The organism is Arcicella sp. GW821-FHT09D11, assembly GCF_059416265.1.
In genome coordinates this window covers 1-13460 of sequence record NZ_JBWKOV010000005.1, presented here as the reverse complement: position 1 = coordinate 13460, position 13460 = coordinate 1, and the positions used below count along the sequence as shown (strand labels likewise).

Annotated in this window: 10 protein-coding genes; 8 read left to right on the top strand and 2 right to left on the bottom strand. The window is 35.2% G+C overall.

The window, feature by feature from the left end:
• Positions 1-247 precede the first annotated feature (247 nt).
• Positions 248-826, top strand: a complete 579-nt coding sequence (locus AC07N0_RS15260; protein WP_309916156.1) for a TetR/AcrR family transcriptional regulator — start codon at positions 248-250, stop codon at positions 824-826.
• A 265-nt stretch (positions 827-1091) separates the two neighbouring features.
• Positions 1092-1625 carry a molybdopterin adenylyltransferase gene (gene mog / locus AC07N0_RS15255; RefSeq protein WP_494589851.1) on the top strand — a complete coding sequence of 178 codons (534 nt, stop codon included), beginning with the start codon at positions 1092-1094 and terminating at the stop codon, positions 1623-1625.
• A gap of 40 nt (positions 1626-1665) precedes the next feature.
• On the opposite strand, the gene AC07N0_RS15250 is transcribed toward mog, so the two are convergent.
• Positions 1666-2649 carry a helix-turn-helix domain-containing protein gene (locus AC07N0_RS15250; RefSeq protein ID WP_494589850.1) on the bottom strand — a complete coding sequence of 328 codons (984 nt, stop codon included), beginning with the start codon at positions 2647-2649 and terminating at the stop codon, positions 1666-1668.
• A gap of 253 nt (positions 2650-2902) precedes the next feature.
• Positions 2903-4525 carry a S8 family peptidase gene (locus tag AC07N0_RS15245; protein ID WP_494589849.1) on the bottom strand — a complete coding sequence of 541 codons (1623 nt, stop codon included), beginning with the start codon at positions 4523-4525 and terminating at the stop codon, positions 2903-2905.
• Between the two features lie 476 nt (positions 4526-5001).
• Here AC07N0_RS15245 and AC07N0_RS15240 point away from each other — a divergent pair, with 476 nt between their 5' ends.
• From AC07N0_RS15240 to AC07N0_RS15215, 6 genes are all read left to right on the top strand, one after another.
• Positions 5002-6243, top strand: coding sequence for an MFS transporter (locus tag AC07N0_RS15240; RefSeq protein ID WP_494589848.1), 1242 nt, complete (start codon positions 5002-5004; stop codon positions 6241-6243).
• Positions 6243-7382 (top strand): MalY/PatB family protein, encoded by a 1140-nt coding sequence (locus AC07N0_RS15235; protein WP_494589847.1) that lies wholly within the window; start codon positions 6243-6245, stop codon positions 7380-7382. The genes AC07N0_RS15240 and AC07N0_RS15235 overlap by 1 nt, the downstream gene beginning before the upstream one ends.
• A 146-nt stretch (positions 7383-7528) precedes the next feature.
• Entirely contained in the window at positions 7529-9247 is a 1719-nt protein-coding gene (locus AC07N0_RS15230) for an IlvD/Edd family dehydratase (protein WP_492799492.1), read from the top strand.
• 113 nt (positions 9248-9360) lie between these two features.
• On the top strand, positions 9361-11343 hold the full coding sequence (locus AC07N0_RS15225; RefSeq protein ID WP_494589846.1) for a S9 family peptidase: 1983 nt from the start codon (positions 9361-9363) through the stop codon (positions 11341-11343).
• A gap of 150 nt (positions 11344-11493) precedes the next feature.
• A complete protein-coding gene (locus tag AC07N0_RS15220; protein ID WP_494589845.1) occupies positions 11494-12594 on the top strand; it encodes a carboxypeptidase-like regulatory domain-containing protein in 1101 nt (366 codons plus the stop codon).
• A gap of 24 nt (positions 12595-12618) precedes the next feature.
• Entirely contained in the window at positions 12619-13386 is a 768-nt protein-coding gene (locus AC07N0_RS15215) for an SDR family NAD(P)-dependent oxidoreductase (protein WP_494589844.1), read from the top strand.
• Positions 13387-13460 lie beyond the last annotated feature (74 nt).

Genomic DNA, 13460 nt, shown 5'->3' with positions numbered 1-13460 from the left:
AGTTAACTGCATTTTTCAAATATACATTTTTTGATTAGTTTTTAAATATTTTTAAAAGGTTAATCACATAGATTAAAATAAAAAGATATGGCTTACAATAAAAATAATTAATCACTACAGATTCATCATTAAGAAATTTATATAAATACTTAATTATTCCTAATTTTAATCTATATTTAAAGCCTAATTTCAAATAACCACTTACACACTGAGTCTAAAACCCATTTTACCTTCCTTCCACTATTTTATGAATACTGTTAAAGATTTCGACAAAAAAGAAGCCATTTTTCAAGCAACCCTCGAATTAATATCAAAACATGGATTCCACAGCTCACCCATGTCTGAAGTAGCCAAAAAAGCAAACGTAGCCGCAGGAACAATTTATCATTATTTCAAAAGTAAAGACGAACTCATTTGCGCACTCTATGTCTATAAACGTGAAAAATCGATTCAGAATATATTTAAAAATGATGACCCGTCAAAACCTTTCAAAGATCGCTTCCGTAGTTTTTATCTGCAAATGATTAATTACTATTATACCAATCCTAAAGAGTTCTATTTCTTAGAACAATTTATGAATTCTCCATACATTAGTATGCTTCAAAAAGAAGATATTGTTAGATTAGAACAACCAATTTATGATTTTCTAAGAAAAGCTGTTTTCACACAAGTGGTTAGAGACATCCCTCCTAAAATACTCATTGCTATGGTGACTGGAAGTGCAAGCTCTTTGATTAAACTTCGTTTGTCTGGCGAGTTTTTAATGACTTCATCAGACCTAGAAATGGCATTTTTTACTTGCTGGGATGGTATAAAAAAACCATAATTTTTTTACTTATTCTTATTGAAAATCTTGAAGGCAATATATAAAGCTCCCAATAGTAAAATCAGGAATAATAAAGAAAACAATTTTTCAGTATTTTTGGATAATTGAGATTGTAATAAAAACATTGAAGTAAAGGATAAAGGTTAAATAATATCAAGCTAAAGCTGAATCTTACAAATTAACTCATCAAATACTAGTCCTCAAAGAATTTTAAGCTATATTTAAAAATTTGAAAGAAAACATTTACCAAGTATCGCTTAAATATATGCAAGAACTTATTAAAATTGGGGTAATTAATATTTCAGACCGCGCAAGTGCTGGTATTTATGAAGACATACCCGGCAAAGCCGTTGTTGAAACGTTAAAAGAATATTTAGTCTCCACCTTTGAAACTGTTTATAAAGTAATTCCAGATGAGCAAGATTTAATATCCGAAACGCTTATCGAAATGGCAGACACCCACAATTGTTGCTTGATAGTAACAACAGGGGGAACTGGACCAAGTAAAAGAGACGTAACCCCAGAAGCAACCGAAGCTGTTTGTGAAAAAATGATGCCTGGCTTTGGGGAGTTAATGAGGATGGAAAGCCTAAAATATGTTCCCACAGCCATTTTATCACGCCAAACGGCTGGGATTAGAGGGAAATCATTAATTATCAATTTACCTGGCAAACCTAAAGCTATTCGACAATGCTTGGATGCTGTTTTTTCTGCCGTTCCATATTGTATTGATTTACTTGAAGGGCCTTACCTTGTTTGTAATCAAGAGATTATGAAAGAATTTAGACCAAAACAATAAAGTAAAAGGCTTGCAAAATTAATTTTGCAGGCCTTTTACTTTATTTCAACTGATTGAGTTCTAAACTTAATTCTTCAATCAAAGATTTTGCTCGTTCTAAAGAGATTCTGGGTTCTGGTAGTTCTTTGCTAATAAAAGCAGACACTTCCCAAATCTCAGCGATTGATTTCAATGAAATCTCAAAACTTGGGATAGAAGAATCATCAGAACTTAATAACAAAGTGCCTTTTACTTTTATTTGATTATAAACTCTTCGGTAAATAATCCCTTGTTGAGGGGTAATCAAAATATAAAATTTGCCATCCAAAATGTTTGTCCAATGTTCGATGGCATTGCCAATTACCACTGAGTTTTGCAAAGGGAAATCACTGCCCATTTCAAAAGCCCTACTTTTGTCAGAGGTAATAAATGGAAGAGAAAAAGTAGCTAACGTCTTGATATACTCTGACTTAGTATAATTGGCTAAATAGTCTTTAATCTGACTCCTTTTTACATAAGTAATCCTGATTTCAAAACTCTTTTGTGGGCTTTCGCTAAGCGGCTTATTATTATTAGTGTACTGATTATCAGTAAATGATTGAAAAGTTTTTTCTGAAATATTATAATTTATCCTATTGGGTACAAATTGTTTTTCAGTACGGATAGGTTGCTTGTCTTCTTCCTTTTCTTGAAAATACTCGTCGATAATTTTAGCAATAGGTTGAGCTTCAACTTCTTTTTTCTGAAAAGCACTCACTGTATCGTTTACTGGCACTTTTACGTGTTCCATGATTCCAGTAGTACTTTGTCCCAAGCTTATACCAGGTGTTTCTCTGATTTTTCGAATATCAGTCTTTATCAGCGAATCAACCGATGTGCCAAATACCTGAGCGATAGTTTTAAGGTTTTCTAAATTGGGGTTTGCTCTGGCCTCTTCGTAAGCTCCAAGCAAAGAACGCTTAATACCAATTCTACGTGAGAATTGTTCTTGAGTAAGTCCATTTAATCGACGAAGATACTTTATATTATTGCTAACGATAGACATGGTTTGAAGGTTAATCTGAAGCTCTTGTCTTAATTAACGTTTACAAGAAAAATTATTCATTGATGAAAAATGCCACTATGTTTTACTATTGTCACGTGTAAAGCAAGCTAATTTTATTAAAATTCATCTCGTTTTTTCTGACAAAAGTTTTTGAAAAATAACCAATATTTCAATAAAATACTAATTATTGATTGAGAATGAATTGATAAATTCAATATGTTAATTGACATTTATTAAAATCAACGAAATAGGGCTAATTTTTAGTTGTATTTTCTTTCATTTTTTCAGCCATTTTTACAGCCTCATAAGCATTCACGATTCCTCCGCTGGTTGAAAGTTTTCCAAATTCTATTAATTCGGATGAACCTGGGCGAGCTACTTTTAATTGTGCTAGTTTGATAGACGACTCTAGAATAATTTGCTTTATTTGTTTATAATCAAGCTCTGGATAATACGAAATCAATAATGCGGCTAAGCCCGTCACAACGGGTGCGGCCATGCTTGTGCCGCTTAAATCTTCATATTTTGAACCTACTACAGTTGATTGAATATCTACACCAGGAGCAAAAACATCAACCGTTTTCTGACCATAATTTGAAAATTCAGCTACCGTATTAGGCGATTGCATCCAAGACGTCGCTCCTACTTCAATCCAGTTATCAGCTTCACTGCCATCCAAAAAACGTTTTGTTGGATAATTCTCTTTCGTATCGATGTCTTCATTTTCATTGCCAGCTGCATGAATTAACAAAACACCTTTTGACTGAGCAAATTTTACGGCGTCGTCAACTGCACTTTTTTGCGGAGAAACTGTTTTCCCGAAGCTCATATTAATTACTTTCGCTCCATTTTCAACCGCATATAAAATAGCATTCACTACATCCTTATCACGCTCGTCACCATCTGGCAAGGCTCTAACTACCATAATCTGAACATTATCCGCTACACCCGCAATGCCTAAATCATTATGCCTATTAGCCGCCACTATTCCTGCTACGTGCGTGCCGTGGTGTGCATCTGGACCTTTTACTTCATTATTGCCATAATTTCTATCATGGATATTATTAACGTCATCACCAATTAAATCTCTAGGATTATACGTTAAGTTGATGCCATAATTCAGTTGAGTATCGTAATATTCAAAAGCTTCTCTAAGTTTGGCTTCATCTTGTCCTAAATCCAAAATCAGTTCAAATACTCTTTTAGCTTTTTTTAACTCCTCCGTGTCTTTACTACTTATTTTATTTAACTCTTCCTTTGTAATATCCTTTACCCCTAAATGCTTGCAAAGTGAGAACTTCGCTTCAATAAATTTGTGGTATAAATTAATCACAAAAGTACCTTGCTCTTTTACTTCACCCACTTTGCTTTCGTAGGCTAGTTTATATTTCTTGTATAAATTATATTCTTCTTTTTCGCTAGTTGATAATTTTTCTGCATCCACTTTAGTTTGATACTTCTTTTGAAGTCTAGCAAATTCACGTGTAATTTCCAGACTCTCTTTAGCTAAATCTTCCCCTGCTTTATTCCCTAAAAAATCCCAACCATGAATATCATCTACATACCCATTATTATCATCATCAATACCATTATTAGGTATCTCTTTAGCATTAACCCAGATTTTATTAGATAAATCTTCATGAAGAATATCTACACCAGAATCAATAATGGCAACGATAACAGGTTTTGATTTTTTGGTTCTTAGTATATCTTTATAAGCTTTTTCAGTACTTATTCCTCTTACTTTATCGTCCAAGAAATCTAGATTAAACCAATTTGACGGTGCACGTTCTAACGAGGGTTCAAGATATTGAGCATTAGCAACATGGAAGAGAAAAATAAAACAAATCAGACTTAGTTTTGATATAATATTCATAGTGGTAAAAAAACATTAAGGATTATAGTATTTTGTTGATTGAATTATATAGTAAAGCTATGAAAAAGGAAATTCAGATAAAAATGAGTGTTTTAAAAGAAAAAACTAAATATTGGCTATATTTTGCTTTTTGAACCAAAATTTAATCATTTTTTTAATATTTTATCACTTTTATTTATAAAATCACCTCTATATGTGGTATGGCTTTTCTATAGTTTTCAATCTTTAGCTGAGGATAATCAGCTGATTTACAATATAATCCACCGTGGCTAGTATAATATAATGAAACAATGAGTAAAAATACCACAAGTATTAACAACTATTGTATGGATATTCCAAGAATATTTTTTTATTTTTTAAGCTTAATTTTTATTTACCTTATTTAATACCGAAAAATGAACCTGTAACGTAACTGAATAGTTTAATGATATGATGTATATACATTAAATTTGGGTATCTCCATAAATTCAGAAATTATGAACAAAATCCTTTACGAAAAGAAAAATTTTTATCCTTGGCTTATTTGTTTTTCTGGTTTATTGATTCTCGTTGTCATCAATGGATTAACCACTACTTCCCTCTCAGTTTTTGATAATGCTTTTATCTCTGAATTTCACTGGAAACGAGATGAATTAAAGCTTCGCGAATCTATCACTAATAGTGTTACTTTATTTTTCATTTTAGTTTCTGGCATTATTATCGATAAAATTCGTGTAAAAAAAATGATGCTTTTCGGAAGCCTAATATTAGCCATTGCATTGTTTTCATACAGTTTTGTTAGCAATAAATATCAAGCCTACTTTATTCATTTTCTTTTGGGAGTATCCATGATTACCGCAGGGTCAGTATCTTGTATTATATTGGTTTCGTCATGGTTTCAAGAGAAAAAAGGATTAGCCTTAGGCATCGTTTTGATTGGGACTAGTTTGGGGAGTGCTATATTTTCTCCTTTTAATCACTACCTACTACATGAATACGGTTGGCGACAAAGCTTTACTATTTTGGCCATTTTCCCTGCTTTCATTTTTATTTACATCTATTTTTTTGTTGAGAACTCTCCGAGTGATATTAATATAAAACCATTAGGTAATCTGAATACTGCTAATAATTTATTGACAGAAGGAATGACCTATCCAGAAGCTACAAGAACACACTTGTTCTGGTTAATTTGTCTATGTGGCTTTTTAACTTTTTATTGTTTAGTAGGAACAATTGCTAATGTTTTTCTACATTTGGTTGGTTTAGGTTTTGAAGGAAGTCATGCAAGCTTTTATTTAAGTTTGTATTTTATCATGGCGGGACTAGCGAAATTGTTTGTTTCAATCTTTTCAGATTATATCAACCCTTATATTGTTTTCTCAGTTTGCTGTATCATGATGATGTTGGGTTGTTTTGGACTTTCAATGATGGATACTAATTTAATATTGCCTTCTATTGCTTTGATGGCTATTAGTTGGGGAGGTATTTATTCATTATATAATTTGATTGCGATTAAAACATTTGGCTTAACAGCCGCTGGAAAAATCAATGGTACGATTAACATGTTTGAAGGCGGAGGAGCATTGCTTGGACCAGTGATGACGGGATTTGTTTTTAATTTAAACCATTCTTATCAATTAGCGTTTATGATAAACGCAGGCTTAATGTTTATTGTCTTATTGCTTTCTTTAAGATTCAAAGCATTTATGCTAAAACTACGCAAACCAATTATCGAATAATGAAATATAATTTCGACGAAATTATCAATCGAAAAAATACAGATTCTCAGAAATGGGATATGTTCAACGACCCTGAAAATGTGATTCCTATGCCCGTGGCAGATATGGATTTCAGGTGTCCTGAACCAATATTAGATGTATTAAATAGTATTACACAACATGGTGTTTTGGGATATGCCATTGTTCCAGAAAGACTAAAAGACATCCTTCAAGAACGCCTAAGAAACCTGTATGACTGGGAAACAGAAAAAGAATGGCAAGTATGGATTCCCGGATTAGTACCTGCTATTTATGCCAGTTGCAAAGCTTATGGCGAGCTAAACGATGCCGTGATGACCGCTATTCCAGTATATCATCCTTTTCATCTAGCACCTGCTGTGGTTGGCAAAAAACTTCAAACATTTCCAATGATAGAAGTTGCTGGTCGCTGGACGTTCGACTTTGAAGCCTTAGAAGCCAATATTACTGCTGAGACTAAGTTATTCATGCTTTGCAATCCGCATAATCCAGGAGGAACGGTTTTCACAAAAGAAGAATTAGAACAACTGGTTGATATTTGCGAAAAGCATGATATTATCATTTGCTCCGATGAAATCCATGCAGACTTGATTTTGGATGATTCTAAAAAGCATATTCCCTTAGCCAGTTTAAGTGAAAAAGCTGCTAACAGAACGGTAACTTTAATGGCTCCTTCCAAAACTTTTAATATCGCAGGTTTGGGCTGTTCGGTTGCCCTTATTTCAAACCCTATGCTAAGAAAGAAGTTTGAAATGGCCAAACAAGGTTTTTTCCCTCCGCTAACACGCTATTCACAAGATGCAGCCATTGTGGCTTATCGCGACTGTGAAGATTGGCGATTGGCTTTAATTGACTACCTCAAAGACAATCATGATTATTTATACCAATCTCTGAACGGATACAAAGGATTAAAGTTATTACCGCTCGAAGCAACTTATTTAGCTTGGATTGATGCGAGGGAAACGGGCATCGACAATATTCAGGAAAAATTGCTAGAAGCTGGCGTAAGAATTATGGATGGAAAAATATTCAAAGGCGAAGGCTTTTTCAGACTTAATTTTGCTTGTCCAAAAGCCTTATTAATCGAAGCAGTAGATAGAATCAAAAAGAGTTTGGCTTAAAAGAAATGATGTGCCTCCAAGTTTTAAAACACCTTGGAGGCTTTTTTTATAGATGTTTGTAATATCCCTTTCAAAAATCAGGATACAAAATCGGTAAAATTTTAATAATTTCCCCTTTATAAATAAAACTATGATTATTTGACAATATGGAAGACAATAAAGCACTACGCTCTCAAAATTGGTTTGGTAAAACAGGAAAAGATGGATTCATTTACCGAGCGTGGATGAAAAACCAAGGTATTCCGCATGACGAATTTGATGGTCGTCCTGTAATTGGTATTTGTAATACTTGGTCAGAGCTTACACCTTGCAATGCCCATTTTAGAGATTTGGCAGAAGCAGTAAAAATTGGGGTTTACGAAGCGGGTGGCTTTCCTGTTGAATTTCCAGTGATGTCATTAGGAGAAACCTTGATTAAACCAACTGCCATGTTGTATAGAAACTTGGCTAGTATGGATGTAGAAGAATCTATCCGTGCTAATCCGATTGATGGCGTGGTTTTGCTTTGTGGCTGTGATAAAACTACTCCATCGTTAGTAATGGGTGCTTGTAGTGTGGACATCCCTACGCTTGTAATTTCGGGTGGACCAATGTTGAAAGGACATTTTAAAGGAAAAGATATTGGTACGTCGGATGTTTGGCGTTTTGCTGAAGCGTATAAATTAGGGCAAATCTCACAGTCGGAATTTGTAGAGGCGGAAGCCTGTATGGCTCGTACCCAAGGACACTGTGCTGTAATGGGAACAGCCTCAACGATGGCTACTATGGTAGAAGCCTTAGGATTATCTCTACCCAACAATGCTTCTATTCCTGCGGCTGATGCACGTAGAAAAGTGATTTCACAGTTTTCTGGAAGACGTATCGTGCAAATGGTCAAAGAAAATTTAACGCTTTCTAAAATCCTTACGCGTGAGGCTTTCGAGAATGCCATCATGGTAAACGCTGCGATAGGTGGTTCTACCAATTTTGTTATTCACTTATTGGCAATTGCAGGTAGAATCGGCGTGGATTTAAACATTGAAGATTTTGATAAATTCTCTCAACATATTCCTTTGTTAGCTAATCTTCAACCATCAGGCGAGCATTTTATGGAAGATTTATACTATTCTGGTGGACTTCCAGCGGTTATCAAAGAAATGAGTGGAATCATTCATAATGATGCCCTAACTGTGAACGGAAAAACAATAGGCGAAAACTGTGCTGATGCGGAGGTGTATAATAGAAATATTGTAGCCACGATGGAAAACCCGTTTAAGCCTAATTCAGGAATTGCAGTTGTAAAAGGAAACCTTTCTCCGAATGGAGCCGTGCTAAAACCTTCTGCGGCTACGCCTGCCTTAATGGTGCACCGTGGTAAAGCAGTAGTTTTTGAAACCATTGAAGACTATCATGAGAGAATTGACCATCCAGATTTAGACATTGATGAAAATTCTATCATGGTCTTGAAAAATGTTGGACCTAAAGGTTACCCAGGAATGGCAGAAGTAGGCAACATGGGGATTCCTAAAAAGCTACTGGAAAAGGGAGTACACGATTTAGTAAGAATCTCCGACGGTAGAATGTCTGGAACAGGCTTTGGAACAGTAGTCTTGCACGTTTCGCCCGAAGCAGCAGCAGGTGGAAACTTAGCGTTAGTTCAAAATGGTGATTATATTAGTTTGGATGTACCCAACAGAACGTTGAATCTGGAAGTATCTGATGAAGAGTTAGCCGAAAGACGCAAAAATTGGCAAGCAATCGATATGAATATTACACGTGGGTATGTAAACCTATATATCAATCACGTAGAACAAGCACATTTGGGTGCTGATATGGATTTCTTAAAAGGGAAATCTGGCAGTACCGTTACCAGAGATTCTCATTAAAATATTTAAAACGATTGAATCTCTATAACAATCTTTAATAATTCCCCAATGTATTCGTCAACATTGGGGAATTTTATTATCTTCGGTTTTATTCATTAATCTTCAACAACAACATGAAAAAACATTTATTGCTACTCTCCTTTTCATTATTAACAAGCCTTGGTTTACAAGCACAAACGCCCACAAAACGCCCCCTCAAACCTACGGATGTTTATCGTTTAAAAACTGTTACTGATGCGCAGATTTCACCCGAAGGCAATTGGGTAAGTTATACGCTTTCAGCGATTGATTCAGCTAAAAACAAACGCAATGCAGATATTTATATGGTTTCGTGGGATGGCAAAGAAACTATTCAATTAACGAATAGTCCAGACGGTGAATCGCAAGCACGTTGGAGTCCCGATGGTAAATATCTTTCTTTTATTTCGTCGAGAAATGGACTAACAAGTAGCCAAATTTGGCTAATGGATAGAAGAGGTGGCGAAGGAAAACAACTAACCGATTTAAAAAAAGGCGATTTGAATGATTATGCTTGGTCGCCAGACGGTAAAAAAATTGCGTTGGTGATTAAAACCTCCGCAGATACTTCAAAATCAAAATTACCTAAACCGATTGTCATCGACCGTTTTCAATTCAAAAGAGATGTGGAGGGTTATATCACTAAAAGTTCGACCCATTTGTATTTGTATGACATCGCTACAAAGAAAATAGATACCCTTACAAAAGGAAATTTTGATGAGTCTTCACCTGTGTGGTCACCCGATGGGACACAGATTGCTTTCTTGAGTAATCATACAACTGACCCTGACAAAAACTCGAACACTGATATTTTTGTAATAGATGCGAAGGCAAATGCTACGGCAAAACAAATTACGAATTGGACAGGTAGAGATTATTCGCCAGTATGGAGCCCAGATAGCAAGCAAATCGCGTACATGAGAACTACTGCTTCTGAAGACTATATCATGTATGACCAGTCTATTCTATGTCTTATTTCAAAAGACGGAGGCGAACCTAAACTATTAAGCAAATCGTTAGACAGACCTGTTTCTTCACCTAAATGGTCGAAAGATGGAAGTGCTATTCTTGCCTTAGTAAGTGACGATAGAATCAGATACATAGCACAATTCAGCCCTATTGACGGTAAATTATCCAAGCTATTGGACGGTGAAAGAAGTTTTGGTTCTTTAGAAAGACACCCTTCTGGTTCATTCTTAACCAGTATGTCTAACCCACAAACACCAGCAGAATTATACGTTTTTGAAAATAATAACCTTAGAAAATTAACGAAACATCATGATGAGTTTTTAGCCCCATTGGCTTTGGCAAGTGTAGAGGGCTTTACGTCAAAGAGTAAAGATGGCACTGCTGTTTCAAACCTTTTGTATCGTCCTGCTAATGCTTCAAAAACCGAGAAATTGCCTACTATATTTTTTATTCATGGCGGGCCAGTATCACAAGATGAATATGCTTTTGATTTAAGTCGCCAAATGTTGGCAGCAGCTGGGTACAATGTAGTAGCTGTAAACTATCGTGGTTCAAATGGACGTGGCTTGGCTTATTGTAAAGTAATTTCAGGCGACTGGGGTAACAAAGAAGTAATGGATATTTTAGGGGCTACTGATTATGTAGTAAATAATGACATAGCAGACCCTGAAAAATTAGGTATTGGCGGATGGAGCTACGGCGGAATCCTGACAGATTATACCATTGCGACGGATACTCGTTTTAAAGTAGCATCAAGTGGTGCAGGTGTAGCCATGATTTCATCGATGTATGGTGCTGACCAATATATTTTACAATATGAACATGAATTAGGTGCTCCTTGGAAAAATTTTGATAAATATGTTGCGTTGTCTTACCCATTCTTGAAGGTTGAAAAAATCAAAACGCCAACACAATTTATGGTTGGTGAAAGTGATTTTAACGTGCCTGCCATCGGTAGTGAGCAGATGTATCAAGCCTTTAAATCAGTAGGTATTCCAACAGAATTAATTATTTATCCGGGTCAATTTCATGGTATTACCAACCCAAGTTTTCAAATCGACCGCTTTGACCGTTATTTAAAATGGTTTGGTAAATATTTGAAAAAATAAATCTTAAAAACATCTGTACTTATTTCTGGGAATGTCTGTATTATTTTATACATTCATTCCCAGATTTTTTTATGTCCAAGTAAAAGTAATTAGATAGCTCTTAAAAATTATTTCACCATTAACACACACATTAAATCAAGCAATTATTGTATGAAAAAGGCTCTTTCCAGATACTGCTTACTATTATTTTTAATACTAAGCTCACAATCTTTTTTAGGGCAGGAATTAATCAAAGGAAGAGTAATTGACGAGCAAACCAGTGAGGCTTTACCCTTCGCAGCAGTATTTGTGGTTGGCTCTTCTATTGGTACCTCAACGAATGAAAAAGGAGAATTTACCTTAAAAGTACCTTATGGTACGATTCAAATCGGAGCATCGTTTATTGGTTATAATACGATTAGCTCTATTTTTGAAACCAAGCAATTGCATGCCAAGACGCTTACCTTTAAATTATTGGCTATCAGCAAAGAATTATTAGAAGTAAAAATAGAAGGAAAGCATACCAAACAATGGTTAAGAGACTATAAAACCTTTAAAACAGAATTTTTGGGCGTGGAAGTCGATGACAAAAATTATGAAATAGAAAATAGAAATAGTATACAATTTATTAGGGAAGAGAATACGCTCATTGCCCAATGTGAAGAACCACTGATAATCATTAATCGAAAATTAGGGTATAAAGTAATTACCACCCTTAAAGAGTTTAGTTATAAAACAAATGGTGATGTATCGTACTTAGGTATCACTCGTTTTGAGCTTTTGAAAGCCGAGCATCAAACTGAGCAAGAAAGATGGATTAAAAACCGTAGAGAAGCTTATCTTGGTTCGCCAAATCATTTTTTTAAATCAATGATTAATCATGAGCTTGAGACTAATAAGTTTTTAGTCATCAAGGATACCCTAATTAATTATCGCATTTATGATTTTTATGATAAGCTTTCTAATAAAGCTTTTAAGTTAGATTTAGATAAGATGATTTCTCCAGACTCGGTCAATCATCAGTTTTTTTTAAAGCTTAATACGCCTATTGAAATTGTTTATGAGGGCAAAAACAACTTTACGCCTAACCGTCGATATAGGTATATGCGATATGAATATACCAGCATTGAGCCAGCCAATAAGGAGATGAAGTATTTATCTAAACAAGGAGAACTATTTCCTCCGCAATCGTTAAAATTTTCGGGAAGTATGGGTAATTATCGCATTGGCTTGGCTTTACCTTCTGATTATGAGCTTGACGAAAAAGAATAACAACCAGTAACAAAACATAGAATCATGTTTGAAAAACGTTTCCAAAACCAAGTAGCAATCGTAACGGGTGCAGGGATTGGCATTGGCTTTGAAATTGCGAGGCAATTGGCAGAACAAGGAGCAAAAGTAATTTTAAATGATATTGATAAAGACTTGGCTGAGTCATCCACTTTAGCCATTCAAGAAACTGGAGGTATTTGCGAAGCTTTTAGCGGAGACGTTTCAGACTTAACAGTCATACAAGAGTTGATAAAAACTACCATAGCTACTTTTGGAAAACTAGATATTCTTATTGCCAATGCTGGTATTACCACCTTTGGCGATTTCTGGGAATATCAGCCTGAATCTATGCAAAAGATTCTTCAAGTAAACCTCTTCGGAACATTTTTCCTTACTCAATCTGCCACGAAACAAATGGTGGAACAAGGACGTGGAGGAAGTATTCTATTAACATCTTCGGTTACTGGTCATCAAGCGCACAAATATTTAGCAGCTTATGGCATGACAAAAGCGGGTATTGAACAATTGGCTAAAAACTTGGTCGTTGATTTATCTCCCCATCAAATCAATATTAATACTGTTGCTCCTGGCGCTACTTTAACAGAACGGACTTTAAGTGATGCTAATTATATAGAAACTTGGTCACGTATTACACCTACAGGGAAACCTTCTACTGTTCAAGATATTGCTAATGCGGCTCTTTTCTTGGTATCTCCCCTTTCCAGACAAATTACTGGACAAAGTATAGTGGTTGATGGCGGGTGGACTTCTGTTGGACCTTCGCCTTATTGAGTTGTGAGTTGTGAGTTGTGAGTTGTGAGTTGTGAGTTGTGAGTTGTGAGTTGTGAGTTGTGAGTTGTGAGTTG